The organism is Motilimonas sp. 1_MG-2023 (assembly GCF_030547455.1).
Classification (GTDB): Bacteria; Pseudomonadota; Gammaproteobacteria; order Enterobacterales; family CBDFNC01; genus Motilimonas.
This window is the reverse complement of record NZ_JAUOPX010000013.1, coordinates 1-25,571: the sequence shown is the minus strand read 5'-3', so window position 1 is coordinate 25,571 and position 25,571 is coordinate 1. Positions and strand designations below refer to the sequence as shown.

The following is a 25,571-nucleotide window of genomic DNA, read 5'->3' as shown; positions in this document are numbered from 1 at the left end:
GGTGACTCCAAAGTGAACTTAACGAGGGGCTATAGACATTTAGCTGGTTTGGGTAAGCCTGCAATTTTAGTCGCTTGCTTGGCTGGACCTTGTGGAAACAGCTTGAATAAATAGCGACTGTTGCCTTTTTCAGGGCCAAATTTGTTTGCCATGGCTTTGACCAATGCTCGAACAGCGGGTGAGGTATTAAACTCAAGGTAAAACTCACGGACAAACAATACCACTTCCCAATGCGCTTCGGTCATGTTGATACTTTCTTGTTCGGCAATTTGTTCGGCTAATGGTTTTGACCACAAGTTAAGATCAAGTAAGTAGCCTTGTTTGTCAGTTGCTATGGTTTCGCCATTAATGATGTACATAATTTTCTCTTTACTTGCAATAAACCGTTCTGACTTATTTTACCTGAGTGATATTGCAAGCAAGTGCTTGAATATCCGTTGCCGTGTTGGCAATTAATTGCAGCTGCTGCACGATCGACAGTTGTTCAGGAGTCAGTTCGGTGATTTTTAATGGCGGTAATTGTGCCTCTATTTCAGTGTGACCACAATCGGGTGTTTCAATACTTTGAATGGCTTTATTCAGTGCTTGCCTAGTTAAGGTCAAAATTGGCGCGAGATCGGGCCGCGTTTCTAGTTCACTAAAAGGCGCACGGTGTGCTGCTAACGCTGAGATATAAGCTAATAAAGCATTATTGCGATTAGTAAGGGCATAGCTTTCTTTAACCAGTTTGCGCTTTGAACCTGGGTCTATCAGCATATTTTGCCAAGCGCTGGCCAAATTAATGTCGGCAATATGCGCATCGCGGCGCGCGATACGATAGGGCAGGGACTCATGTTTACCATTATGATATTGCTCAACTACGTGTTCAAAGTAATTCAAATTAGCGTGTAATGACAATGACAGCAGGCTTGGAATGCGCTTGTACTGCCATTGTGGCAAAATAAAACTCACGGTTAATACGGCAAGTACACTGCCTAATACGGTTTCCTGAATTCGCGGCCAAACCACCTCTAAACCAGTACCTGATAATAAGTTAAACACCATCATTACAAATATAGTGATGAAAATAACCGCAATGCTGTAATTCGTTTTCAAATAGGTAAAGAAGAAAAAAGCCGATAGGGCTAAAACAAAAAATTGGCCATACACGCTGGGTAATAGGTAAAGCAGTGGAAAACCAATCGCGACCCCGATAAAGGTGCCAATAACACGTTGGATCAGGCGTTTACGCGTTTCGCTAAAACTGGGCTGACAAACAAACAAACAAGTGAGTAACACCCAATAGCCTTTCTCTAGATCTAAATATTGTAAGAGCAAATAGCCAGTAACAAAACACAGGCTCATGCGAATCGCGTGTCTAAATATGGCTGAACGACTTTTAATGTGGTGCGTAATACGATCCCATGTTGCTATTTTGGGCTCTGTTGATAATTTAGCGTCGTCCAATAGGCGGCTGCCTGTATGGCTGATTTCACTGGCTTCTAATAAAAGCTGATGAATACCCGTTAAGTTTTTGAGTACAAAAGATAAAGGGGTAAACAACGAAGTATCAAAATGGTGCTTATTATTGAGGTGTTCAAGTTGATCCTGCAGGGCTTTTACCGTCCAGCTTAATGATGCTGGCACGGTATAACTCTTACGCATTAAAATACATTTCCCAAGCTGGTGACTGGCTTCAGATAATTGCGAAATTAACTGGTGGAACCCTTGCGTCATTTGGGTTTCGGAAAAAGCACTCTCTAACTGACTGTACTGATAATGCGTGGCCGTGACCCGCTCATGTATTTGCTGTGCGATCAGGTAATACTGCAATAACAAATCAAGACGCTCTTTTTTGCCTGAGTCGTGCAAACGGTTATTGAGTGTATCTTTGCAAATATTGAGACTGTTCACCACGCTGATATTTTGCACAACGAGGTTTTGCCTTACCGCCAGCCAATCGGTTTGATTACTACCAAAAAAGCGTGATTTCTCCAGCTGATAACGGCTTAGGTTGAAGTACAGCTGGGCTAATTGTTCATGTAATGAGCGGTAAGGCGAGGCAAATGCCCACATAAGTGAAAATAACCCATACCATAAGGCACCGGCAGTGAGCATTAAGGGTTGAATATAGAAAGGGTGGTTACTTTGGTAACCTATCATGGTGTAAATAGCAATAATTAGGGCGCCAAAGGCAATCTGACCGTATCTCTGGCCAAAAATGCCAAGCATGATAAAAATAAAAGTAGAGCCGGCTAAGCCAATAACAAAGAGTGCTGGCGTGGCATAAAGCAACTCAACTGAAAATGACGCAATCAAGAAGCAGACTAAAGTGATCCCTAAGCTTTTTAAATGGTTAACGCTGGCATCGTCAGTTTCAGCGATACCGCAGGCCACCACGCCCAGTGCGAGAGTGAGTGATAATTCCGTTTGTTGCCACAATAATGCAGGCAACAGTGTAAAGCTGATGGCACATAACACTCGCGCGCCTGCATGAAAGTAGGTGTGCGTAATGAGTGTCCGAAGCTGGTCTTGGAGCAGGTTGATTAAGGGTTGCATAGGGGCGGAAAGTTATCCAAGTATCGATGAAATCAAACTGCTGTCAGTGTAAAACATCCATAAACAAAAAGCCCCTGATGGCAGGGGCTTTTTAGGGCTTTTATGATTTAGATTAAGCCAACGTTAATCTAAAAGAGATTAATCATCCCCACCAATACCTAAGATGCTCAGTAAGCTAACAAAGATATTGTAGATAGAGACATATAAAGTAACCGTCGCTGAAATGTAGTTTGTCTCACCACCGCGAATAATATTTTGCGTGGTTAGCATGATCACCGCCGAAGAGAACAAAATAAACATGCTGCTGATTGCCAGTGAAAGCGCAGGCATAGCTAGGAAAAAATTAGCGATCATGGCTACAATCAATACCACAAAACCTGTCACTATCATGCCGTTTAAGAATGATAGGTCACGTTTAGTTGTTAGTGCGTAGGCCGAAGTTGCAAAAAAGGCTAACGCAGTACCGCCAAGGGCTGTCATTACTGTTTCACCCGCGCCAGCAGCTAAGAACATGCCAATCAATGGACCTAAGGTGTAACCCATAAAGCCGGTAAATAAGAAAACAAACACTAAACCAAGGCTTGAGTTGCGGTTCTTTTCAGTTAGGAACATTAATCCGTAAGCACCGATTAACATACCCCACCATGGTAAAGCTGGAGCCATCATTGCTACAGAAACCGCAGTCACAATGGATGAAAAGGCTAAAGTAAGACCGAGTAAGAAGTAGGTGTTACGTAACACTTTGTTGGTTTCGCTGACGCGTTCAACCGTTTGAGTTTGACTAAATTGGTTCATTGCTGAATCCTCATGAAAAATGTTGTACGAATCTGCTTTGCATCGAACGTCGTGCTCTGTACCTGTGGTGCTAATGAGTCATTAGTCTTACCATCAAATAAGAGTACGATGCTACATAATTATTAAATGGGGTTTAACCCCTACTATTTCAAGTACTGAGATTATCACACTTTAGATCAAATTAACTCGTTGAACTATCGATGATAAGATATCAGTTGCTTTAGTTTATCCTAGGTAAAGTGGTTTTGTCATAAAAAACTGAACTATCGATGTTAAATTAAGCGTTTTTAAAAAATGCATTAAAAAAATAAATTTTTATTTGCAATCACAGGTTTATATCCAGTATTATGCGCCCCGCTGCGGAGGGGTGGCAGAGTGGCCGAATGCACCGGTCTTGAAAACCGGCGTGGGTTAATAGCTCACCGAGAGTTCAAATCTCTCCTCCTCCGCCATTCCTTTCCTCTTCTATATCATTGCAATCACCACTTTCAACACCTTACGAAAAAACAATAAAAACAGCTGCTTATTACAATTTTAAATTCATTTCTTTGCGTTGTGTTGCAAATTTGCAAATATGTACACGATATGCTGCTTTTGTGTTTTTTAATTTGATTAGTTTGGTTATCATCGAGCAAAGACCGCTTTAATTCCGAATCGGTCTATCAGTATTTTGCGGAGTAATTCTCTTGATTAACGTATTTCTTGTTGATGACCATGAGTTGGTAAGAACAGGGATCCGACGTATTCTTGAAGACATTCGTGGCATCAAGGTTGTGGGCGAAGCTCAAAGTGGCGAAGCCGCAGTGCAGTGGTGCAGGGATAATAATCCTGATGTCATCCTAATGGATATGAACATGCCGGGTATTGGTGGTTTAGAAGCCACCCGTAAAATCTTAAGATACAATCCCGATATCAAAATCGTAGTATTAACTATTCATACCGAAAACCCTTTTCCGACCAAAGTGATGCAAGCGGGAGCTTCTGGCTACCTAACTAAAGGCGCCGCGCCAGATGAGGTACTTAATGCTATTCGCGTGGTAAATGCGGGTCAGCGTTATTTATCGCCAGAAATAGCACAACAAATGGCGCTAGCCCATTTTTCTCCGGATGATGAAAACCCATTTAAAAACTTATCTGAACGTGAGCTTCAAATTATGTTGATGATTACGAAGGGACAGAAAGTGACAGAAATCTCGGAGCAATTGAGCCTAAGTCCGAAAACGGTCAATAGCTATCGTTATCGCTTATTCAATAAGTTAGATATCAGTGGTGATGTAGAGCTAACCCACTTAGCGATTCGCCATGGTATGTTAGATGCGGATACCCTATAAATACAATTTTAAGCGTAATGTTTGATTGTGAACTAGGTGCCTGAGGGCACCTTTTTTGTTTTAAGCCTTATATGTGAAGTTATGACCGAACTATTTGATTCTGCTGCTTTCTTAAAAACCGTGACGCAACAGCCGGGGGTTTATCGTATGTATGATAGCTCGCGAACTGTCATTTATGTTGGTAAAGCCAAAAATTTAAAAAATCGCCTTAGCAGCTACTTTCGCTCTACTCTGGATAATGAGAAGACGCGTGTTTTAGTTAAAAACATTGCTTCGATTGATGTCACTGTTACTCATACTGAAACAGAGGCGCTGATCCTTGAGCATAACTACATTAAAAAATACATGCCGCGCTATAACGTATTGTTGCGTGATGATAAATCCTATCCTTATATTGTAATTACCGATCATAAGCATCCTCGTCTCGGGGTCTATCGCGGTAGTAAAAAGTCGAAAGGGCAATTTTTTGGCCCCTATCCCAGTGGTGGCGCAGTGCGTGAAAGCCTGCATTTAATGCAAAAAATTTTCCCCGTGCGTCAGTGCGAGGATAGCTATTACCGAAATCGTTCAAGGCCTTGCTTGCAATACCAACTTAAGCGCTGTTTAGGGCCTTGTACCAATATGGTCTCGGACGATGAATATCAGCAGCAAGTAGAATTGGCGACCTTGTTTTTACAAGGTAAAAGCCAAGATGTGATCGGGAAAATGATTGAGAAAATGCAGCAAGCGAGTGATCGATTAGAGTTTGAACAAGCTGCGCGCTTTCGAGACCAAATTCAAGCTTTGCGTAAAGTATCTGAACAACAAAGTGTTACTGGAGCAGGGGAGCAGCTTGATGCGATTGGCTTTGCCTATCAAAATGGCATGGCCTGTATTCATGTACTGTTCATAAGACAGGGTCAAGTTTTGGGCAGCCGTAGTTATTTTCCTAAAGTGCCTAATGCTAGCTCAGCCGACGAAGTGTTTACTGCTTTTATCAGTCAATTTTATTTGTCTGGTGCTAATGGAAGAGTGATCCCTAAACAGATCTTGATTAGCCAAGCATTAGAAGAGCAAAATGCGATCTCTGCTGCGTTGTCTGAGTTTGCTAAATACAAAGTAGTCCTAACAGAGAAGGTGCGAGCGGATAGGGCTGGCTTTTTACGTCTTGCATGTACCAATGCACTGTCGGCCCTGACCAGTCAACTTAGCCATAAAAGCACCATGTTGCAGCGATTCTATTTACTACAAGAAGCTTTAGATTTAGAGCAGCCTATTAAGCGGATAGAGTGTTACGATATCTCTCATACGATGGGGGAAAAAACCGTTGCCTCATCAGTGGTGTTTAATCGGGAAGGGCCGTTGAAGTCTGATTATCGCTTATTCAATATTACTGGCATTACGCCAGGTGATGATTACGCGGCTATGAAACAAGTGCTGACACGACGTTTTCGCGATGTACAGGCTTTAGAGAATATTCCCGATATCGTATTTATTGACGGTGGCCTAGGTCAGCTTGCTCAAGCGGAAGCTGTATTGGCTGATTTTAGCGAAAATTTTACTGAGAAAATGCCTTTACTGATTGGTATTGCAAAAGGCGTGACTCGTAAGGCTGGCCTTGAGAGCTTGATTATGGGACAAACCCATGAAGAGCTTGAAATGGCCGGGGATTCACCCGCACTTCACCTTATTCAACATATTCGCGATGAGTCTCACCGTTTTGCAATAACAGGGCATCGCCAGCGTCGCGACAAGGCCAGAAAGCAGAGTACACTTGAATCTATCGCTGGTGTTGGGCCTAAGCGACGACAAGCTATTTTAACTTATTTAGGGGGATTGCATGAGGTTAAAAAAGCATCGGTGGATGATCTTGCTCGTGTCCCAGGTATAAGTCATGAGCTTGCGCAAAAGATCTATGATACATTGCACCATTAACCGACTGACCATGCGCTAATTTAACGTTGTAACCATAATGATTAATATTCCCAATATTTTAACTGCTTTTCGTGTTTTTCTGATTCCCGTATTCGTCTTATGCTATTACCTTCCAATAGAGCATGCCGCATTTTGGGCTGCATTCTTTTTTTGGCTCGCAGCTGTAACCGATTATTTTGATGGTTACTTAGCGCGCAAACTTAAACAACAAACAGCGTTTGGTGCATTTTTAGATCCTGTCGCAGATAAAGTAATGGTTGCTGCTGCACTGGTAGTGATTGTAGAGCATTACAATTCACTTTGGGTGACTATCCCTGCACTGACCATGATCAGCCGTGAAATTATTATTTCGGCATTACGTGAATGGATGGCCGAGTTAGGCAAGCGGGCTAATGTTGCTGTCTCATCAATTGGTAAATGGAAAACGGCGGCGCAGATGATGGCGCTTATTGCGCTTATATGGCAACAAGCAGGGTGGATGGAATATTTTGGTCTTGGGCTATTGTATATCGCGACAGCGTTGACTTTTTGGTCGATGTTTAGCTACCTTTCGGCTGCTTGGAAAGATCTGAGTGCCCAATAAGGTCCTTGTTTGACTAATAAATATTCGCTTTGCGTAAATTATAGGCGAGCAATCAAAAAGTTTAAAAAAGTGTGTTGACTGGTTCGTTTTAATCATTAGAATGCGCAGCACATCCGGCAACGAAGCAGTATTAACAAGCTGAGTTGGCCCATGTAACTTGGCCGTTACATAAAACAAACAGTAAGTTCAGCTGCCAAGAAATGAACACAGATGTGATGCGGTACTAGCTCAGCTGGTAGAGCGCAACCTTGCCAAGGTTGAGGTCACGAGTTCGAGCCTCGTGTACCGCTCCAAAAATTTAAAGTTTTAGTGTCGCCCGGGTGGTGAAATTGGTAGACACAAGGGATTTAAAATCCCTCGCTTGTAAGAGCGTGCCGGTTCAAGTCCGGCCCCGGGCACCATTAGTTCTAAAGTCTAACTCAGCTTCTAATTGAGTTAATTATGATGCGGTACTAGCTCAGCTGCATTGTAGAGAGACGCAACTTTTGTTGTGACTTATCTAAACTATGAGCTAAATGTGATGCGGTATTAGTTCAGCCGCATTGTAGAGAGACGCAACCTTTGTTGTGACTTATCTAAATTATGAGCTAAATGTGATGCGGTACTAGCTCAGCTGGTAGAGCGCAACCTTGCCAAGGTTGAGGTCACGAGTTCGAGCCTCGTGTACCGCTCCAAATTGATACAATATGGCGGAATGGCAGAGTGGCCATGCACCTGATTGCAAATCAGACGACCTCGGTTCGACTCCGGGTTCCGCCTCCATATTTACAGTTTTAGTGTCGCCCGGGTGGTGAAATTGGTAGACACAAGGGATTTAAAATCCCTCGCTTGTAAGAGCGTGCCGGTTCAAGTCCGGCCCCGGGCACCATTAGTTCTAAAGGCTAACTCAGCTTCTAATTGAGTTGATTATGATGCGGTACTAGCTCAGCTGCATTGTAGAGAGATGCAACCTTTGTTGTGACTTATCTAAACTATGAGCTAAATGTGATGCGGTACTAGCTCAGCTGGTAGAGCGCAACCTTGCCAAGGTTGAGGTCACGAGTTCGAGCCTCGTGTACCGCTCCAAATTGATACAAAATGGCGGAATGGCAGAGTGGCCATGCACCTGATTGCAAATCAGACGACCTCGGTTCGACTCCGGGTTCCGCCTCCATATTTACAGTTTTAGTGTCGCCCGGGTGGTGAAATTGGTAGACACAAGGGATTTAAAATCCCTCGCTTGTAAGAGCGTGCCGGTTCAAGTCCGGCCCCGGGCACCATTAGTTCTAAAGTCTAACTCAACTTCTAATTGAGTTGATTATGATGCGGTACTAGCTCAGCTGCATTGTAGAGAGACGCAACCTTTGTTGTGACTTATCTAAACTATGAGCTAAATGTGATGCGGTACTAGCTCAGTCGCATTGTAGAGAGACGTAACCTTTGTTGTGACTTATCTAAATTATGAGCTAAATGTGATGTGGTATTAGTTCAGCTGCATTGTAGAGAGACACAACCTATATTGTGACTTATCTAAATTATGAGCTAAATGTGATGCGGTACTAGCTCAGCTGGTAGAGCGCAACCTTGCCAAGGTTGAGGTCACGAGTTCGAGCCTCGTGTACCGCTCCAAATCGATAAAGCCTGACCTTGAGTCAGGTTTTTTTTTGTCTTGAGAAACGATACAGTACGAACAAACTGTACAGATGAGTTAACCATGGTTGGCATGATAAAAAAAGCAAATAGAGTTTACCTGCTATTGTACCTATGTATCTTTTCAGACCATGCCGTTAGCCAGATTTCGAATGATAAAATCATCGCACGCGCTAATGCTGCGCTGTCTTTGATGTCCTTTAGTGTCGTTCCTGACGTTACTACCAGTACCTTAAGTATTGATCAAAACAATCCTGAATCGTCGGATCTTATGATGACGCAATTGGGTGGTGGTGCAACCATAAGTGAAGATGTGCCGATTTACTTAGAGGGGACTTTGGCATTTAGCCGCTTCGATCCTACGTTTGTGATAACTAGTGGTAATGTTACCGGCACACTGCCTTTGAAGTGGAATAGCCTTTCTGCTAGCGGCGGGGTTGGCTGGGATTTCAAACTTGATGAGAATTTGGTATTGCGGCCGATAGTTAATGTATCTCTGGGAAGAGTGGTAAGCGATATTAAAATTGCTCGGTGGTATGTCAATAATCAGTCTGACTTGGATCTTTCATTTATTGATGGAGGCTCACTTAACGCATATGGCTATGGTGGGTCGATAATGTTGGATTACGAATTATTTTCAGAGCGGCAAGATATTGATGCGGAGTTGCGTTATAGCTATATCAGGCTTAATAGCTTTGGATCTACGGCTTCTGGCGCTAGGGGCCAAGCTAATGCTGAAAATCTCTCGTTATATCTTCGTCGCCGAGCGCCAACAGGTTATGAATTACTTAATAAGCCCTTGCGTTATGTACTTGAAGGAGCACATACACAGTTCTTAGGTGAGCAACGCGGTGCATTAGGCTTTGATTATATGAGCTCTGCCGGGGTGGGGCTAGAGCTAGATTCGAGTGATTACGATATTTTTATCACCCGTACCAGATTGGTTTTACGCTATATGTTCGGTCAAAATAGTGATGGTTATGCCTTGGGCTTGGCCATGAGCTTTTAAATTGGAGCAGTACTTTTATGAGTTTTAGCCCGTTATTAGATGAATTAATAAAAAGCTTACAGTGTTTACCGGGTGTTGGCCCTAAATCAGCCCAGCGGATGGCTTTTTACTTACTGGATAAAAATCGCAGCGGTGCGAGTAAATTAAGCCATGTGCTTGCTTCTGCTATCGATAATATCGGGCACTGTCAGAGCTGCCGAACTTTTACCGAAGATGACATTTGTCGTTTATGCCAGAATCCAAAAAGGCAGCAAAACGGCCAACTTTGTGTGGTTGAAAGCCCTGCAGACTTGCTCGCCATTGAACAAACCGCGCAGTTTTCAGGTACCTATTTTGTCTTAATGGGGCATCTTTCTCCGTTAGATGGCATTGGTCCTAACGATATTGGTCTTGATACCTTGGCGGCTCGATTAGCAAAAGGCAATATAAGTGAGTTGATTTTGGCTACTAATCCTACTGTTGAAGGAGAGGCTACGGCTTACTATATTGCGGAGTTAGCACGAGAGCAGCAAATCAATGTTAGCCGAATAGCTCATGGTGTGCCCGTTGGTGGTGAATTAGAGCTTGTTGATGGTACAACGTTGTCTCATTCTTTTGCTGGTCGTATTTCTATTAAATAAACTAAATCTCGGATATGTGAGATAGCAAACCAATAAAAAAGGGAAAATTTATCAATTTTCCCTTGAAACCTTTGCACTGTAACCCCACCTTAGTCCTAGTGTTAAACCCTGTAAAATAAGAGACGTAAGATGACAGACGCCGTACATACAGAAACTCATGGCTTTCAAGCCGAAGTAAAACAATTATTACAGCTAATGATCCATTCTTTGTACAGTAACAAAGAGATCTTCCTTCGTGAGTTAGTGTCTAATGCCGCAGATGCTTCAGACAAACTGCGTTTCAAAGCATTATCAGATGACACCTTGTACGAAAATGATGGTGACCTTAAAGTTCGTTTAAGTTTCGACAAAGACGCTAAGACCATCACCATTGCCGATAATGGTATTGGTATGACTCGTGATCAAGTGATTGAGCACTTAGGAACGATTGCAAAATCAGGTACAAAAGAATTTTTTAACCAGCTATCTGGTGACCAAGCTCGTGACTCGCAGCTGATTGGTCAATTTGGTGTTGGTTTTTACTCTGCTTTTATCGTAGCAGATAAAGTAACCGTAAATACGCGTGCTGCTGGTGTCAGCCACGATCAGGGCGTGCAATGGCAGTCTGCTGGTGAAGGCGACTACACGGTTGCCGATATTACTAAGGCAGATCGTGGTACTGAAATCATCCTACACTTACGTGAGGGCGAGGAAGACTTACTTAACGAATGGCAATTACGTCAAATAGTGAGTAAATATTCTGATCATATTAGTATTCCTGTAGAGATGTGGAAAGCAGAAGAGCCTGAAACAGAGGGCCCTGATGGTGAGAAAATTCCAGCTAAGCCAGGTTATTGGGAGTCGGTAAACAAAGCAACCGCACTGTGGACTCGCAGTAAAGGCGAAATATCTGACGAAGAATACAAAGAATTTTATAAGCACATCTCCCATGATTTTGAGGATCCACTGAAGTGGTCTCATAACCGAGTTGAAGGTGAACAAGAGTACACAAGCTTATTGTATATTCCTGCGCGTGCGCCATTTGACATGTGGAATCGCGAGAAACAACACGGCTTGAAACTTTATGTACAGCGCGTATTCATCATGGATGACGCTGATCAGTTTATGCCAACATACCTGCGTTTTGTTAAAGGTGTGCTGGACTCGAACGATCTGCCGCTAAACGTGTCACGTGAAATTCTGCAAGATACTAAAGTGACAACTAAGTTGCGTAATGCTTGCAGTAAACGAGTGTTGTCGATGTTGGACAAACTTGCTAAAGATGAAGAAAAATACCAGCCGTTCTGGAAAGAATTTGGTCAAGTGTTAAAAGAAGGGCCTGCTGAAGATTTCGCCAATAAAGAGAAAGTTGCAAAATTATTGCGTTTTGCTTCAACTCATACTGATGAGGCAGTGCAAAATGTTTCTTTTGATGCGTATATTGAGCGTATGAAAGAAGGCCAAGAAAAGATCTATTACATTACTGCTGATAGTTTTAATGCCGCGAAAAACTCTGCGCATTTAGAAATCTTCCGCAAGAAGGGCATTGAAGTCTTCTTGATGTACGATCGCATTGATGAATGGTTACTGAGCCACCTAAATGAGTTTGCAGGTAAGCAGCTAGTATCTGTGACCAAAGGGGATTTAGATCTTGGCGATTTAGAAGATGCTGAAGCGAAAGAGCAAAAAGAGAAGCAAGAAACTGAGTTTGCAAGCTTTTTAGAGCGAGCTAAAACGGCGTTAGGCGATAAAGTAGCCGAAGTTCGTCTGACTCACCGTTTAACGGATACGCCATCTTGTATTGTTGCTGGCGCTCAAGACATGAGTACTCAGATGATTAAGTTAATGCAATCTGTTGGTCAAACAATACCTGAGCAAAAGCCGGTGTTTGAGTTAAATCCAGATCATGCGATGGTCAAGCATGTAGCTGATCTTCAAGATGAAGAATCATTTGCGCAATGGTTAAATCTATTACTTGAGCAAGCGGTATTGTCAGAAAAAGGCAGTTTAGATGATCCATCAGAGTTTGTAAGCCGCATAAATACACTACTGATGAAGTAAATTCATTTCTATACTTACCCAAGGGAGCTAAATGCTCCCTTTTTTATTGCGAAACAAAGATAAGTGCAGTGGGTCACGCCAATTTTTACCGAATCTCTTATACTTAGAAGTGATTAAATTACTCAAGAATCGCTCTCATTTAAGTGTGCAATGAACTAAGCCTAGTAACTTAGTGAGCGGTGTTAAATTCAAATCACGCAACATAACGCAAGGATGCGCTTTGATGTATGTTATTCAAAATCAGCTGTGGAACTATTGCTTATGCAAATAAGGCTACCTGTATTTGCTGTATTAATGATTTTTGCTGTCGCGATTGCACCTGCTAGCTTCGTTGCCGTTATGCAATACAAACAAACCTATGCCGCAGTTGAAAAGGCCGCGCAAAACAACTTAGCTTTACATGCGCGTTTAGCTGGTGAAAAGTTGATTAATCACATATCGATGTTAGGGACAAGTCTGAGTTATCTCGCAAAAGAGAAAGGACAAAGTGATATACAGCATACTCAACCAAGGATCATAAATAATGCGTTTAGGCAGTTTACGAATACCTACCGCGGGGTTCATTCACTTTATTTTATGGATGCGCAAGGCCAAGTTATAACCGGTATTGGTGCTAGTGTCGATGATGTACAAGAAGCTAATTTTTTGAAGCAGTTTAAAGGGTTGGGCGGTTTATTGGAGCACAGTGGATTTATTCATTACAGCAATCCAAAACTAGTTCCAAACGCGGCTAATCCATACGGTGTAGCCCTTATCACGCCATTAAATGATGTTAATGAACGGCATACAGGTTATTTGTTGGCTTTAGTTTCAATTGACAGTTTTAGCCAAGTGCTACGACTTGTCGTCCCTGAATTTAGTGTTGCATTTTACTTGGGTGAAAAGTGGATAGGTGGCGACTATTGGAATAGCCCCGATGAGCAAAACTTTTATGACTTTGTGGTATCGGAACAACCAGAAGGTTACTTTAACCCTTTTGAACTTAAAGTAGTGTTAGCTGAGCCTTCAGCGCGCCTTGTTCAAGAGGTCGAAGCAGTATTAGCGCCGTTACTCAGTGTACAAATAGCTGCTCTTAGCATCGCACTTTTCATTACCATCCTTTTTTCTCGATTGATTTCAAAAACCCTTGGCCGACTTTACACGCTAATCCGTGATTTCCAGTCCGATTCTAATGCGCCACAACGGCATCGATTTTTTATTCTTGAGTTCAACCAAGTCTATCAGTTGATCATGGAAATGAAGCGTACGATAGGGCATCAAGTTATTCATTTAAAGCAAAAGAATAAAGAGTTGATTAATGCCGATGGGCTAAGAGAAAAATACTTAAACCGGGTCGAAGAGTTAAATAAAGAGCTCGAGCATAAGGTTTCGCAGCGCACAGCAGAGCTAGAACACACGTTACGATTAGTGGAAGAAGGTAATACCGTACTTGAACGGGTGATTTTATATCGCCGTGCATTACAAAATGCCATGAGCAATGAGAATGTTGCGATCCTGACATTAGATAACTTGCAGTTGACGATTGATAAAATGGAATTTGCTTTGTATCTTGCAGATGGTAGAGGCAATGGGGAAGTTATGTTGCAATCAACTTCTGCCCATTTTGATCTCGTCGCAATGCAAGACGAAGTTAACCAGCTGGGCGATGAAGCTTGGCAACAAGGAATTTGTTCACTAGACAGTGGGGTGCCAGTATTACGACTTGGCAGTAGTCAACAGCCAGTTGGCTGGTTAGCTGTTAATAAAATGCCTGCAATAGAGTATTCACAATGGTTATTGCTGTTTGGCAAAGAGCTTAGTAGCTTTCTAGAGATCCGCGCATTAACCCAAGAACTCGATTATTTAGCGAATACCGATAGCCTAACGGGTCTCTCCAACCGCAAAGCTTTTGATGATGATTTAGAAGCTTATGCGACCCAGTTAGATGCTGAAGTTGGCTTATTTATCATCGATGTGAATGGCTTAAAACAGGTAAATGATAATAAAGGTCACCAAGTCGGAGATCAGTTACTGATTAAAGTGGCCGAATTACTGCGATATTGTGCAGCTGGGATAACAGACAAGTGCTACCGTTTGGGTGGAGACGAATACGCGATTATTCTGACGAATGAACAATTAGAGAAAAACCAGTTACTGTATAAACGGTTGTTAGAAGAGCAACCTCGTGTTGATTTTGCTTTTGATGTGCTTGGTGGTTTTGATCAGTTTAGTTGCAGTATCGGTTACGCATCGACAGAAAATACCGCATTTTCAATGCTATACAATGTAGCGGATCAAAATATGTATAGTGTTAAGCAAGATCATTACCGCCATGTACGACAACGTTAGACTAAGGTTTAACAGGCTTAACTTGGCCATAGACTTGAGTAATTCTAAGCAGCAGTGTAAATTGCTGCTTCTAAATTTTTAAACTATAAGCACAAAATAATATTAGGGGAGTTTTTATGCGCATTATTCTTTTAGGCGCGCCAGGGGCAGGCAAGGGTACACAAGCTCAATTCATAATGGAAAAGTACAATGTGCCACAAATCTCTACTGGTGACATGTTACGCGCAGCCATTAAGGCCGGTACCGAATTAGGCTTAAAAGCAAAAGAAGTAATGGATGCTGGCCAACTCGTATCAGATGACTTAATCATCGGCCTGGTTAAAGAGCGTGTTGCACAAGAAGATTGCAAAGCGGGTTTCTTACTTGATGGTTTCCCACGTACGATCCCACAAGCCAATGCAATGAAAGAAAATGGCATTGACGTTGATTACACTCTTGAATTTGACGTGCCTGATGAAGAGATTGTTAAACGCATGAGTGGCCGTCGTGTTCACCCTGGCTCAGGTCGTGTTTACCATCTTGTTTATAACCCACCAAAAGTGGAAGGTAAAGATGACGTAACAGGTGAAGACCTTGCGATCCGTCCTGATGATGTGGAAGAAACAGTACGTAAGCGCTTAGCTATTTACCACGAACAAACTAAGCCACTGGTAGACTTTTACACTAAAGATGCAGCAGCGGGTTTAAGCAAGTATTACAAATTAGACGGTACACAAAGTGTTGATGCCGTTAGCCAAGAGCTGGCAAATATCCTTGGTTAATTATTTATAATACCTAATAAAAAACCTCCCTAGTGGAGGTTTTTTTATGCCTATAGAAATGTATGGGGGAATTAGACTACTTAGGTCTCTAATGTAATCTAGTTGTTTGCTGCGCTTGAGCAATATCGTTTCCATCCAGAAAAATAGCCGAGCCCATGCCTATGCGAGCAGCCGCTTTTAACTTTGACAAGCTTGCACTTTCTAAGCCGTCAATACTGCAAACTACTAAACGCGTGTGTGTAGATTGCAATGCTAACTCTAAGCACCGTACCTTACTAAGTTGCTGATGTGATTTGATGCATAATATTTTTTGGCAGTCCAAACCTAAGCTAGCCAACAGCGGTAAATTTAATTTAGCTGGGGGATCAATAAAGACAAGCCAACCCGGCTGCTGACCATAGTGTATTAATTTATTGAGCAGAGAGTCATGGCGTGCACGCTGATAGATAGGCTGCTCGGAAAAGGCTCTTTTCTCATCCAATTTATTGATCATACTGGAAAAATCGATTGTCATTGACTTAAGATTTGGCTGAGATAATGAATGAGATATGAGCTGCATAGTTCGCCTCTTGTTTAAATATACATGCTGTATGTGTATACAGTATATCGAGATAAATTGTTGGTCAAGTCAGCTGTGCAAAAAAAACACAAAAAATGTGATCTAATTGAATGGTTCGGATCTTTGCACTTTTGTGAGAGGGTAAATAGCTATGTTTTATTGCTCGTCATCATCGGAACTGCATTCATCTGTGTGCCTTATTGGCCAGTTATTTGTTGATCTAAGACACGATAAATATTAGGAAAAGACACGATAAATGTGGAATTTGGTCGGAAAATCGAAAATTATCTAAAACCAACTTGGGACGGTAATCCCAAGTTTTCACCAATTAATTAGCTTTCTCTTTGGCGATCCTTTGGGCAATTTTTTGTCTAGTTGCTCTTGCTACTAATTCCCGCCGAATCTTTAGCACATTGTTTATGGCTTCAAGGTAAAGACACTGATAACTTTTTACGGCAGTTTTCATATAGCAAACATGAAATAGCGACATGCAACAAAGTGAAAGTACTCCGGCTATGATCAATGAAGAGTTGAGTTCGATAGGCTCCGAAATAGCAGTGAAAATGCAAACGACAGATATAGCTAAGGACGCAAGTGATAGTAATCTGAACTTATCAAACGTCAGCTTTAACCAGGTAAATCGTTTTAGTCGGGATTCTTGTTCAAGTAAGCGTTTCAGTGTTGACTCAGTCATATCTTGAATAGTATGGCCATCGTTGTAATAGTTTACAATGTCCCGTCCTGCTACTTGATTTACTTCACGATTAAATACCTGTTCCACAGATTATTCCTTATTTCTTGTTGATAATATCTCTACCAGATACTTGCCCAACTGAAGAATTGAAATTTTGATTTACAGAGTTCTGCTCTGATTGTTCATGGTTTTCGTGCTGCAAACCATGTTGTTCAATGATCTTACTTTTACCTCTTTCTAGACTTTCTCTAAGGTCTCCTGTTGCGTTTTCCTGCATAGAATTATTAGCAGTAAGCTTTAGCAGCCCTATTGCCTTATCAATGCTCGTCCACCGTTCACTAGAATCTGAAATATGGCATACATGATTGTAAACCTTTGAAAAAGTATCAATTGCCACTTTTACGATTGGTTGTTGGTACATTTTATGACTTTTTTTCAACTGCATAGTGATATCACTAACGAGCTGGGGATTGATCTCTTCAGTAGTTAAATCAGAACCCTGCGACATCGTGCGCTGAGATTTACCAGTGAGAAGCCAGTTGAGATCAACCCCAAATGTATCGTGAAGTCTAATTAGAGCCTCTGCACCAGGTAACTGCTTTCCAGAAACATAGTTCTGCAATGAACGGTATGGAATTTTTGTGTGTATTGATGCCTCCTTGAGGGATAATTTTTGGTCATCAATAACGTCTCTTAAACGCTCACTTACTAAGCTCATAAGACCTCTTTGGGTGTTTGTGTGAAAAATATTGCGCCATTCGCGCATAAAAAGGTATTGACAGAACCTTATAAGGTTTTTATATTGCACATTATTAGGTGCTTATCATCTTAATAATTCATATATCAAACACATAATGAGGTGTATCACAATGAACGTCAATACATTGCAACCAAGTCGTGAGCTATATAACCAAGTTCGAGCGGCTTTCATTCTCAAAGGGTCATCGCTGTCATCATGGTGCGGCAGTAATGACATCAAGCAGCAAAATGCTATGTCATGTTTAGTTGGTACTTGGAATGGACCTAAAGGCAAAGCACTACGCGAAAAACTAATCATGGCATCTGGCATATCTGAACTCCCTGAATTGAAGCAAGCAGTTTAATCATAGTGATTTAATTGAAACAGAAAAGCGCAATTAATAACTGTATTTGGAATGTGCTTAATCACAATTTCAGAGGGATTTCCAATGACTAGAACTAGTCTACAAAAACACCAAGCGGTTTCTATTCCTCATGCTATTGAGCTGTGTTTAGAAGTGGCTAGAAAAAAGAAAAACTTCAGCGTTGATCGCGTGGCCGATGGGATGGGCCTTGCTAATAAATGGATCATTTACAAATGGATGGAGTCAGGTCGCTTGCCAGCTTTAATGATTCGCCCTTTAGAGCAGACTTGCGGTGCTGATTTTGTCACCCGCTATCTCGGCCATGCAGCTCACAAACTACTCATTGATATACCTACGGGCCGAAGTGTTAAACCTGTTGATATTAATGTATTGCACGCTTCATTTTCACAGGGCATCACACTACTGCTGTCATTCTATGAGGGAGTAGCAAACCAAGCGGAGACAATCGCAGCGTTAAATCAATTAATGGAGGGCGTTGCTTGGCATCACAAGAACGTAGAGCAACATAGCCAACCACAACTTGATTTATGTGGAGACGACAATGAATAACGAATATTTAAGCTTAGCAATTCAGAAGCTTCTTGAAGGGCTGACGTTAAACGAAGCCAAGCATTTACTTAATCAAGCACAGCAAGATTATGAGATAGGGCTTAATCGCTCACAGGTAAAGCAAACAAAGCCTTATTGCGAAAATGCTTATCGAAAACCCAAGCCGAGCAAGATCCAGCAGGATGCTGATGTCGAGGCTTTCATCTTAAATCAACATTACATGACCCAAACCGAGATGTTGAAGCTATTAAAGGCAAAATTTGGCGTTTATAGGGCTCCCAGCAAATCAGGGCTCAATCGCTATCTGAAAGGTTTAAGGGGGGCTAAATGAGCTTACAAATCCCTAAAGCTAAAAATGCTGAAACGTTAGTCAAAGCAGAAGCTTTATTCCAGCTGGTTGCTGAATGCGGTCAACGTGGGATTGCGCTGGCAGAGTTGCAGAAGCACTCAGGGTTGCCGCGTTCAACTGTTTATCGAGTGCTATCAGCATGGCAGTACTTGGAGTGGCTTGAGACAAGCACTATTAACGGACGTTCTGAGTGCTGGCGGGTGTCGGATAAATTATTGAAATTTGCACATCAGCATAGACGCAATGCTCTTAGCCAAACCACCCAAAGCCATTATTTTCCGATGACGGAGGATGAACATATGGAATTTAATTTTCAAAAAAAGCAGCGCTCAGATGTGGCAGTTAAAGCGGTTAATCTTTTTCACCTTGTTGCAACTAAGGATCTAGCAGGTAAAACGCTGGATGAGCTGCAATACCTTTCAGGCTATTCACGCTCAACAACTTATCGATTGCTGTGTACTTGGGAGCGATTGGGTTGGCTTAAAAGTATCGCTGTCGATGGCAGAACAGAAAAATGGTTTATCTCAAGCAAGTTACTGGAGCTAGCACATCAGCATAGGCGAGAAACCCTCGCTCAAGTAAAAAAAATTGAAACGGATTATCAACAAATGACCGGAGAGGTATTGATATGAATAGCAATGAATTAATACAAGCTGTTCAGCAAAAGCAGCTTGAGCAGAATCAAGAAGGTGAGCAAGAGCACTTAGATGCCATTGTCCAAAATCTAGCATCAGGCAGTCGAGACAGCGCTATCGCATCAATAGGTATGCTCGCTGGTCGAGCTCAAATGGCACAGGCTATCGCTGGTTTTTCCTCCGTCGTCAATATTGTCACATTGCGTAAAGTAAAAGAATCAAAGGGTTACAAATCATTAAAAGGTTTAAAAAGTCCCGACGGAGGAATTTTAACAGGCACTTGGGAGGAGTTTTGCTCTTTGATTGGTGCATCAAAGTCATCTTTAGATGAAAGGTTAAAAAATGCTGACTATTTTGGAGAACAAGTTTTCGAGTCTCTGACAGCTATCGGTATGGGAGTGAGAGACTTTAGAAAACTGCGCAAACTACCGGAAGAAGAGCTCAAGGCCTTAGTAGATGGCGACAGTCTGAAGGTTTCTGACAAAGAAGAGGCGTTGGATATCATTGAAGAAATGGCCGTGAAGCACCGCGCTGAAGCTAATGCGCTCAACGACAAAATAAAATCTCTGGAGCAAAAGTCAAAAGCAGCAGATCAACTGCTTGAGAGCAAAAATAAAAAATTTCTTAAGCTTGAGTTGGAACTTGAAGAAGCAAAAGGAAAAGGCACTCCAGCAAGGTTAAAACAGCTTGAAGAACAAAAGAATCAATCCCTTAGCCAAGCTTTACTTGATGCTAAATTTGCCGTTTTCTCAGGACTTGCTGCGTTTGAAGATGCTGTAAGAGCGGTACAAGACTCATCTCACCCTTGCGATTTAGACACAGAGTATGAATCAACAATGCAACAAATAGTCTCTCGTTTAATGGAAGGGAGCGCCAGCCTAGGCCTTGATCAAACTGTTATTGATGCACTGAATAGCGAGCTTGCGTTATATCAAGGGGTAAATGAGTAATGATGACCGAGTCACAACTGTATCAAGTGCGGTATCTTGGGCATATAGCCAAAGAGTTAGATGCGGCAACACATGGCAAGCAAGGCAGTATTATTGAACGGGCTAGTAAACATCTTAACTTAGCGACAAGCTCTATTTACGAAAAGCTTGGTCAAATAGGATGGCAATCTAGCCGTAAGCCTCGCTCGGATAAGGGGGTCTCGAAAATTGATGAAGCATCAGCTGCTTGGGTCTCAAACCTTATCCTACAGTCAGAGCGTCAAAATAATAAGTCGTTAATGTCTGTTGAAGACGCTATTGATATTGCTTTTGCAAACGGCAAGCTTAGTGAAAAATGTTCGGCTAAAACCATGCTGAGAAAGATGGAAGATTTTGGCGTTCATCCTAAGCAAATTAAGGCTCGCCCAGTTACCCGTACCATGAGCAGTCGTCACCCAAACCATGTTTGGCAATTTGATGTGTCGCTGTGCGTGCTCTATTACTTGAAAAAAAATGACGGTTTACAGGTAATGGAGGAAAGCGAATTTTATAAAAATAAACCTCAAAATATTGAAAATATTAAGAATGATCGGGTGCTAAGGTATTTGGTAACAGACCACTATAGTGGGGCCTTTCACTTGAGCTACATCATGTCGCCAGGTGAAACGGTAGAAGCCATCACCCAATTTTTAATCGAAGCGTTCACCAAACGCTCAGACGCAGAATTGTTACATGGTATCCCGTATATGTTGATTTGGGATGCAGGATCAGCTAACCAAGCAACGGTAACGAAAAGTATATTGGATAAGCTGGATATTCAGCATGAAGCGCACACGCCGGGCAAGCCTTGGGCTAAAGGTCAAGTCGAAAGCATGCACAATGTCATTGAGAAAAAATTTGAGTCTCGGTTGGCGTTCATGGCTGTTAACAATGTGGATGAGCTGAACAAAATGGCGACTCAATGGTCAGTAGGCTTCCAAAGTAATGCCATCCATACTCGCCATAAAAAAACGCGCTACGGCTTATGGCAGACAATTAGCCCTGAGCAGTTAAGGATAGCCCCAGACATGTCGGTCATCCAAAGTTTTGCTCAAACCCGAAGAGTTGAACGAACTGTGAAGGCTAATGACCTGAGCATTACGTTTGTACCAAAAAAAGGCCTAGGGTCAATGACCTATTCTTTACATCATTTAAGCAATGTTCATGCTGGCGGAAAAGTCTTTGTTAGTGTGAACTTGTATCGCTGCCCTGCAATCGATGTTGAAGTCGCGGACGAACATGGTGAATTACATAGTTATGTGGTTGAGCCTACCGAAAAAGATGAAGCAGGCTTCCCAGTTAACGCTCCTGTCTACGGGGAAATGCGCAAAGCTATCGCAGAAACACGACCTCAAAAAAATAGAAAGCAGATGGATACAGCTGCTTGGGGAACAAGCGATCCCCTTGAGATAAAAAAAGCCCGCAAAGGCAAGCGAGGAGCTATTGCATTTAGTGGCGACATTAACCCTATGGCAGATGTAGAACAGCAGTGCTCACCACATTTTATGCAACGTCCAGGCACACCACATCGGCTAGAAGCAGTACACGTTAATGAGGTTGTTCTCAGTGATATTCAGGCATGGAAGCACTTAGCTTCAGAGTTAAGCGTGAAAGGCGCTGCGTTAACAGCGTATAAGAAGATACTTAAACAACAATATCCCAATGGCGTAACTAGCGCTCAATTGGATCAATTTGTCGAAGAAATGGAGGTGAAAAATGTTACCGCTCAAGCAACAGCTCTTTGATGCAGGGTTAACAATTAGTGATCTTGCTGCGGAGATGAGCTTTCATTACCCCATTGTTCATAAAGCACTGCATCACGGTATTTTGCCAGTTAAAAAACGAATGCAATTTATTGAAGAAGTGGATGCCTTTTTATCTCGGCATAAATTAGAAACAGGAAGTGTCTGGTCAGAGTCCGCCAACCCTGACCAGACGAGCCTCCAAAAACAACAACCTATGTATGATTTTGATTCGGAGACCACTATGTTAACACAAGCCAGCCTTAAGCACTTTAAGCTGTTTAGAAACCCTTTTATTAACGATATTAGAGAAGCTAAGGACGTGTATTTAAGCGACGGCAATAGCTATGTACTTGCAGCAATGCGTGATGCTGCAAGAAACCAAGGAATCTTAGCCTTGATTGGTGAATCGGGCGCGGGAAAAAGCGTACTCCGAAAACAACTAATTGAAGATCTAAACCATGATGGTGATGTATCCATCATTCAGCCTCGGATTATTGATAAAACTAGTGCGACTGCTGGCGGGCTATGTGATGCCATCATTGCGGACATCAGTAGTGATTCTCCTAAGCGGTCGATGGAAGCCAAAGCGAGACAAGTTGAAAGCTTGCTGCGCACGGCCTCTCAAGGGGGCCAGCGTCATGTGATGATCATTGAAGAAGCGCATGACTTGTCGGTTCCCGTATTGAAGTATTTAAAACGTTTTTGGGAACTAGAAGATGGCTTCTCAAAGCTGTTAGGTATCATTTTGATTGGGCAAACAGAGCTTGGAATCAAGCTTAATGAAGGTAAGTTTTATTCGCTTCGTGAATTTATCCGCCGTTGCATGGTTGAGCACATGGACGACCTAAGCATTGATATACAACCTTATCTAGCTCATAAATTTAAACGCTCGGGTGGTCAGTGGGAAAAAATAATGACCACCGACAGCTTTGAAGCCATTAAACAACGACTAACGCGTAAACAAGGGAACCTAAGCATGATGTACCCGCAAATTGTTAATAATCTTGTATCAAACGCAATGAATTTAGCACAAGAGCTTGATGAGCCACTTGTCACCGCTGATATCGTAAAGGAATGCTAATCATGGATAGTGTATTACAACAAGCGCTGAGCAAGCATTGTGGTATGGTCTTTCATGGTGGGAACGGCCTGAGTAACATAGAAGCTGGATTAGAGTCACTAGAGCTGATAACCCAGTTCATCGAATCCTCAGATGACTTACATGTGATATCACCCGTTGCGTTAGCGCATATGCTGACAAATGTGCAAATGATGTTGCATGTTGGTCTCGACCAAATGACGGCACACTCGGCAATATAGAAAAACACCTGAGCGCCATTGTAAGCGGTTTTATATCTTCTGCTTACGATGGCGCATTTAAAAATAGTTGAACAAATCTGACGCGATTTAAACAGGTATTAAACATGGTTTGATTTTGATGCCCTACCTGAAGCGTAATTCGTTCTGTTTTGTCACAAACTAACGTAAACCAGATCAATGAACTAGTTGAGACGCTTTACCGTATGCAAAAAAATGAGGTGAGCATTATAATCAAACTCAAAACATGATTTAAGTGTCTCCATGCAGCGTTTGAACAACTTAGATAAATTTATAGGTACGATATGATAAAATGTGTTTATTGCTCCGATGAGGAGTTTGACTTAGGCAAAGGTTCGGAAGAACACGCCATATTATCTTCTTTAGGAGGTAAAAAAATATCCAAAAATATTTGTTGCCAAAAATGTAATAATCATTTCGGTGACGAAATAGACAAATATTTTTCAAAATCGTTTGAATATATTTCCAACATAGTTGGCATAAAAACAGGCCGGAATAAATCTGCAAGCACGATAAAAAATGCAGGGGTGATGAATGGGCATCAATTTTATTTAAAACCTGGGGGCCTACCTTCTTTTTCTAAACCTATTTTTTTATGTCAAGAAAAGGACGACAATACCGTTCAAGTTGATATCAGAGCAAGGGATTTAAATGAAGCTAACTACCTAGTGAAAAATTTAGAGAAAAAATATGGTCGACCACTAGATAGTATGTCAGATATAAAAATTGAAGTTGTAACTGATTACCTTCGCGAACCAACTACTATAAATTTTGAAATGGGAGGAGAACTATTCTTTCGCTCCATAGCTAAGATGATGCTAACTTATCTCGCAACTGTTTGTGCCCCTGCAAGACTAAGGGATGGGGCTACTGATGAGATAATAAACTATATAAAGGGTGATACTAGCGCTAGAGATTCAATTATTTTGTCTTATGACTACAACTCGGAATTTCCTTCAAATCAACTGACTTGTAAAGTTTCACATCTTATTTTTATTTGGGCCGACCCTGAGTCAAAATTAGTGTTTTGTGGTTTAAGGCTGTTCGGCCATATGCAATTTAGTGCAAAATTAAGCAGCATGTGGAATGGTGGTGAAATAAAAAAATGTTATCAAATAGATCCAATTTGTGGTGAAGGAATAGATATTGATATCGACTTTAATAGTAAATCAATCCGTAGCATTATTGAGAATATAGGTTACAACGAAGCTAGCCTTGAAAAGGCAAAGTTAGCCCTAAAAGAAGATATTTTAGAATTAAATCAAAAGGTAGCATTGAATAGCACAATTGATAGAGCTGCCGAAGCTCAACTTGCTCGCCAAGAACTTTCAAATGAAACTTTAGATAATTTCGCAAAAGCAGTACTCACAGACATCCAAAACCAAGTGATTAAACAGCCTTCTACTGAAGTGTTAACTCTGGAACAACTCAAGCGGTTAGGGAAATAGTTCTCTTTTTAATTACTACTTTTTACAAAGGCTCGATACGACCATTCTCCCTCGGTCGCAACTGCGACCTCCAATTTTCGTGAAGCCTGTATTTAATGCCTTCCAATTATCAACAGTGTTACGGGTTGGTGCTAAATGATGTTACATGTTGGCCCCGACCAAATGACGGCACACACGGCAATATAGAAAAACGCCTGAGCGCCATTGTAAGCGGTTTCATCTATGGCGCATTTGAAAATAGTTGAACAAATCTGACGCGATTTAAACAGGTATTAAACATGGTTTGATTTTGATGCGAAGTGCATAAGCGCAAGGAAAGGTCTTCTTTGTCACACTTAGTACCATTTTTCATTCTAAGTCTATACTTCTAGTCGTTAAATTCACCCAACCGGCAACAAAAAAGCATTACTATCTGAATCCACTGTTCAAAAAAAGTCTTAAGGTAGATATCGAGAAACAATGAATCCTAATGTCACAGGCCTACGCCTGCGCTAAAGCAAGATTTCCTGCTCACCTCGTTAATTCTTTGTGATGCAAGGGTGTTCTGGTCTAATCCCATCGGACACTTAATTTTGAGACAATAACGTCAATAGATTAAGGAAATGATATGAGCC

Annotated in this window: 23 protein-coding genes and 10 tRNA genes; 27 read left to right on the top strand and 6 right to left on the bottom strand. The window is 41.8% G+C overall.

The genetic code is table 11. The features are described from left to right. Positions 1 to 29: 29 nt before the first annotated feature. The 3 genes from Q4519_RS08950 to Q4519_RS08940 all read right to left on the bottom strand — a co-directional run bounded on the left by Q4519_RS08950 (position 30) and on the right by Q4519_RS08940 (position 3,333). On the bottom strand, positions 30 to 359 hold the full coding sequence (locus Q4519_RS08950; RefSeq protein WP_303511684.1) for a TusE/DsrC/DsvC family sulfur relay protein: 330 nt from the start codon (positions 357 to 359) through the stop codon (positions 30 to 32). A 34-nt stretch (positions 360 to 393) separates the two neighbouring features. After that, positions 394 to 2,460 (bottom strand): YccS family putative transporter, encoded by a 2,067-nt coding sequence (yccS, locus tag Q4519_RS08945; protein ID WP_303511682.1) that lies wholly within the window; start codon positions 2,458 to 2,460, stop codon positions 394 to 396. Between the two features lie 216 nt (positions 2,461 to 2,676). Further along, entirely contained in the window at positions 2,677 to 3,333 is a 657-nt protein-coding gene (locus tag Q4519_RS08940) for a Bax inhibitor-1/YccA family protein (RefSeq protein WP_232800575.1), read from the bottom strand. Positions 3,334 to 3,694: 361 nt separating this feature from the next. Here Q4519_RS08940 and Q4519_RS08935 point away from each other — a divergent pair. The 18 genes from Q4519_RS08935 to adk all read left to right on the top strand — a co-directional run bounded on the left by Q4519_RS08935 (position 3,695) and on the right by adk (position 15,548). Continuing rightward, positions 3,695 to 3,785, top strand: a tRNA-Ser gene (locus Q4519_RS08935). 234 nt (positions 3,786 to 4,019) lie between these two features. Beyond that, a complete protein-coding gene (gene uvrY, locus Q4519_RS08930) occupies positions 4,020 to 4,664 on the top strand; it encodes a UvrY/SirA/GacA family response regulator transcription factor (protein ID WP_232800576.1) in 645 nt (214 codons plus the stop codon). 81 nt (positions 4,665 to 4,745) lie between these two features. After that, the gene (gene uvrC, locus Q4519_RS08925) at positions 4,746 to 6,578 is read left to right on the top strand and encodes an excinuclease ABC subunit UvrC (protein ID WP_303511679.1); all 1,833 of its coding nucleotides are present in this window, start codon (positions 4,746 to 4,748) and stop codon (positions 6,576 to 6,578) included. 37 nt (positions 6,579 to 6,615) lie between these two features. Next, positions 6,616 to 7,161, top strand: coding sequence for a CDP-diacylglycerol--glycerol-3-phosphate 3-phosphatidyltransferase (gene pgsA / locus Q4519_RS08920; RefSeq protein ID WP_232800578.1), 546 nt, complete (start codon positions 6,616 to 6,618; stop codon positions 7,159 to 7,161). 217 nt (positions 7,162 to 7,378) lie between these two features. Beyond that, positions 7,379 to 7,454: transfer RNA gene (locus Q4519_RS08915), tRNA-Gly, on the top strand. Between the two features lie 21 nt (positions 7,455 to 7,475). After that, positions 7,476 to 7,562: transfer RNA gene (locus Q4519_RS08910), tRNA-Leu, on the top strand. A 197-nt stretch (positions 7,563 to 7,759) separates the two neighbouring features. Beyond that, positions 7,760 to 7,835, top strand: a tRNA-Gly gene (locus tag Q4519_RS08905). Between the two features lie 14 nt (positions 7,836 to 7,849). After that, positions 7,850 to 7,923 (top strand) — tRNA-Cys (locus Q4519_RS08900). 19 nt (positions 7,924 to 7,942) lie between these two features. Beyond that, a tRNA-Leu gene (locus Q4519_RS08895) sits at positions 7,943 to 8,029 on the top strand. 121 nt (positions 8,030 to 8,150) lie between these two features. Continuing rightward, positions 8,151 to 8,226 (top strand) — tRNA-Gly (locus tag Q4519_RS08890). 14 nt (positions 8,227 to 8,240) lie between these two features. After that, positions 8,241 to 8,314, top strand: a tRNA-Cys gene (locus Q4519_RS08885). 19 nt (positions 8,315 to 8,333) lie between these two features. Then, positions 8,334 to 8,420: transfer RNA gene (locus Q4519_RS08880), tRNA-Leu, on the top strand. A 273-nt stretch (positions 8,421 to 8,693) separates the two neighbouring features. Further along, a tRNA-Gly gene (locus Q4519_RS08875) sits at positions 8,694 to 8,769 on the top strand. An 85-nt stretch (positions 8,770 to 8,854) separates the two neighbouring features. Further along, complete coding sequence (locus Q4519_RS08870; protein ID WP_303511677.1) at positions 8,855 to 9,799, top strand: autotransporter domain-containing protein; 945 nt, start codon at positions 8,855 to 8,857, stop codon at positions 9,797 to 9,799. Positions 9,800 to 9,816: 17 nt separating this feature from the next. Next, entirely contained in the window at positions 9,817 to 10,419 is a 603-nt protein-coding gene (recR, locus tag Q4519_RS08865; protein ID WP_232803790.1) for a recombination mediator RecR, read from the top strand. Between the two features lie 129 nt (positions 10,420 to 10,548). Continuing rightward, the gene (gene htpG, locus Q4519_RS08860) at positions 10,549 to 12,459 is read left to right on the top strand and encodes a molecular chaperone HtpG (RefSeq protein ID WP_303511675.1); all 1,911 of its coding nucleotides are present in this window, start codon (positions 10,549 to 10,551) and stop codon (positions 12,457 to 12,459) included. A 261-nt stretch (positions 12,460 to 12,720) separates the two neighbouring features. Next, positions 12,721 to 14,787 (top strand): diguanylate cyclase, encoded by a 2,067-nt coding sequence (locus Q4519_RS08855; RefSeq protein WP_232803788.1) that lies wholly within the window; start codon positions 12,721 to 12,723, stop codon positions 14,785 to 14,787. Between the two features lie 116 nt (positions 14,788 to 14,903). Further along, complete coding sequence (gene adk / locus Q4519_RS08850) at positions 14,904 to 15,548, top strand: adenylate kinase (RefSeq protein WP_232803787.1); 645 nt, start codon at positions 14,904 to 14,906, stop codon at positions 15,546 to 15,548. Positions 15,549 to 15,636: 88 nt separating this feature from the next. Here adk and Q4519_RS08845 read toward each other — a convergent pair whose 3' ends face one another. The 3 genes from Q4519_RS08845 to Q4519_RS08835 form a co-directional block, all read right to left on the bottom strand. After that, positions 15,637 to 16,107 (bottom strand): SulA-like leucine-rich domain-containing protein, encoded by a 471-nt coding sequence (locus Q4519_RS08845; RefSeq protein ID WP_232803786.1) that lies wholly within the window; start codon positions 16,105 to 16,107, stop codon positions 15,637 to 15,639. Between the two features lie 328 nt (positions 16,108 to 16,435). Continuing rightward, positions 16,436 to 16,888: a hypothetical protein gene (locus tag Q4519_RS08840; protein WP_303511672.1), complete on the bottom strand. Its 453-nt coding sequence runs from the start codon at positions 16,886 to 16,888 to the stop codon at positions 16,436 to 16,438. Positions 16,889 to 16,898: 10 nt separating this feature from the next. Continuing rightward, complete coding sequence (locus Q4519_RS08835; RefSeq protein ID WP_303511670.1) at positions 16,899 to 17,519, bottom strand: helix-turn-helix transcriptional regulator; 621 nt, start codon at positions 17,517 to 17,519, stop codon at positions 16,899 to 16,901. 151 nt (positions 17,520 to 17,670) lie between these two features. Here Q4519_RS08835 and Q4519_RS08830 point away from each other — a divergent pair, with 151 nt between their 5' ends. From Q4519_RS08830 to Q4519_RS08790, 9 genes are all read left to right on the top strand, one after another. Continuing rightward, positions 17,671 to 17,904, top strand: a complete 234-nt coding sequence (locus Q4519_RS08830) for a hypothetical protein (protein WP_303511668.1) — start codon at positions 17,671 to 17,673, stop codon at positions 17,902 to 17,904. 84 nt (positions 17,905 to 17,988) lie between these two features. Continuing rightward, positions 17,989 to 18,474 (top strand): hypothetical protein, encoded by a 486-nt coding sequence (locus Q4519_RS08825; protein WP_303511666.1) that lies wholly within the window; start codon positions 17,989 to 17,991, stop codon positions 18,472 to 18,474. Beyond that, complete coding sequence (locus tag Q4519_RS08820) at positions 18,467 to 18,805, top strand: hypothetical protein (RefSeq protein WP_303511665.1); 339 nt, start codon at positions 18,467 to 18,469, stop codon at positions 18,803 to 18,805. Before Q4519_RS08825 ends, Q4519_RS08820 begins: the two co-directional genes overlap by 8 nt. Further along, positions 18,802 to 19,455, top strand: a complete 654-nt coding sequence (locus tag Q4519_RS08815) for a helix-turn-helix domain-containing protein (protein WP_303511663.1) — start codon at positions 18,802 to 18,804, stop codon at positions 19,453 to 19,455. Before Q4519_RS08820 ends, Q4519_RS08815 begins: the two co-directional genes overlap by 4 nt. Next, complete coding sequence (locus Q4519_RS08810; protein ID WP_303511661.1) at positions 19,452 to 20,408, top strand: hypothetical protein; 957 nt, start codon at positions 19,452 to 19,454, stop codon at positions 20,406 to 20,408. Before Q4519_RS08815 ends, Q4519_RS08810 begins: the two co-directional genes overlap by 4 nt. A gap of 2 nt (positions 20,409 to 20,410) precedes the next feature. After that, positions 20,411 to 22,171, top strand: a complete 1,761-nt coding sequence (locus Q4519_RS08805) for a hypothetical protein (RefSeq protein ID WP_303511659.1) — start codon at positions 20,411 to 20,413, stop codon at positions 22,169 to 22,171. After that, complete coding sequence (locus Q4519_RS08800; protein ID WP_233051741.1) at positions 22,143 to 23,252, top strand: ExeA family protein; 1,110 nt, start codon at positions 22,143 to 22,145, stop codon at positions 23,250 to 23,252. The genes Q4519_RS08805 and Q4519_RS08800 overlap by 29 nt, the downstream gene beginning before the upstream one ends. A gap of 2 nt (positions 23,253 to 23,254) precedes the next feature. Further along, positions 23,255 to 23,491 carry a hypothetical protein gene (locus tag Q4519_RS08795; protein ID WP_303511656.1) on the top strand — a complete coding sequence of 79 codons (237 nt, stop codon included), beginning with the start codon at positions 23,255 to 23,257 and terminating at the stop codon, positions 23,489 to 23,491. A gap of 302 nt (positions 23,492 to 23,793) precedes the next feature. Beyond that, complete coding sequence (locus tag Q4519_RS08790) at positions 23,794 to 24,957, top strand: HNH endonuclease (RefSeq protein WP_303511654.1); 1,164 nt, start codon at positions 23,794 to 23,796, stop codon at positions 24,955 to 24,957. Positions 24,958 to 25,571: the final 614 nt, after the last annotated feature.

Bases quoted from the DNA above. Each gene is read 5' to 3' on its own strand.
- Q4519_RS08950 (WP_303511684.1), bottom strand. From the start codon at position 359: ATGTACATCATTAATGGCGAAACCATAGCAACTGACAAACAAGGCTAC.
- Q4519_RS08940 (WP_232800575.1), bottom strand. From the start codon at position 3,333: ATGAACCAATTTAGTCAAACTCAAACGGTTGAACGCGTCAGCGAAACC.
- uvrC (WP_303511679.1), top strand. From the start codon at position 4,746: ATGACCGAACTATTTGATTCTGCTGCTTTCTTAAAAACCGTGACGCAA.
- pgsA (WP_232800578.1), top strand. From the start codon at position 6,616: ATGATTAATATTCCCAATATTTTAACTGCTTTTCGTGTTTTTCTGATT.
- Q4519_RS08870 (WP_303511677.1), top strand. From the start codon at position 8,855: ATGGTTGGCATGATAAAAAAAGCAAATAGAGTTTACCTGCTATTGTAC.
- recR (WP_232803790.1), top strand. From the start codon at position 9,817: ATGAGTTTTAGCCCGTTATTAGATGAATTAATAAAAAGCTTACAGTGT.
- htpG (WP_303511675.1), top strand. From the start codon at position 10,549: ATGACAGACGCCGTACATACAGAAACTCATGGCTTTCAAGCCGAAGTA.
- Q4519_RS08855 (WP_232803788.1), top strand. From the start codon at position 12,721: ATGCAAATAAGGCTACCTGTATTTGCTGTATTAATGATTTTTGCTGTC.
- adk (WP_232803787.1), top strand. From the start codon at position 14,904: ATGCGCATTATTCTTTTAGGCGCGCCAGGGGCAGGCAAGGGTACACAA.
- Q4519_RS08845 (WP_232803786.1), bottom strand. From the start codon at position 16,107: ATGCAGCTCATATCTCATTCATTATCTCAGCCAAATCTTAAGTCAATG.
- Q4519_RS08835 (WP_303511670.1), bottom strand. From the start codon at position 17,519: ATGAGCTTAGTAAGTGAGCGTTTAAGAGACGTTATTGATGACCAAAAA.
- Q4519_RS08830 (WP_303511668.1), top strand. From the start codon at position 17,671: ATGAACGTCAATACATTGCAACCAAGTCGTGAGCTATATAACCAAGTT.
- Q4519_RS08825 (WP_303511666.1), top strand. From the start codon at position 17,989: ATGACTAGAACTAGTCTACAAAAACACCAAGCGGTTTCTATTCCTCAT.
- Q4519_RS08820 (WP_303511665.1), top strand. From the start codon at position 18,467: ATGAATAACGAATATTTAAGCTTAGCAATTCAGAAGCTTCTTGAAGGG.
- Q4519_RS08815 (WP_303511663.1), top strand. From the start codon at position 18,802: ATGAGCTTACAAATCCCTAAAGCTAAAAATGCTGAAACGTTAGTCAAA.
- Q4519_RS08810 (WP_303511661.1), top strand. From the start codon at position 19,452: ATGAATAGCAATGAATTAATACAAGCTGTTCAGCAAAAGCAGCTTGAG.
- Q4519_RS08805 (WP_303511659.1), top strand. From the start codon at position 20,411: ATGACCGAGTCACAACTGTATCAAGTGCGGTATCTTGGGCATATAGCC.
- Q4519_RS08800 (WP_233051741.1), top strand. From the start codon at position 22,143: ATGTTACCGCTCAAGCAACAGCTCTTTGATGCAGGGTTAACAATTAGT.
- Q4519_RS08795 (WP_303511656.1), top strand. From the start codon at position 23,255: ATGGATAGTGTATTACAACAAGCGCTGAGCAAGCATTGTGGTATGGTC.
- Q4519_RS08790 (WP_303511654.1), top strand. From the start codon at position 23,794: ATGATAAAATGTGTTTATTGCTCCGATGAGGAGTTTGACTTAGGCAAA.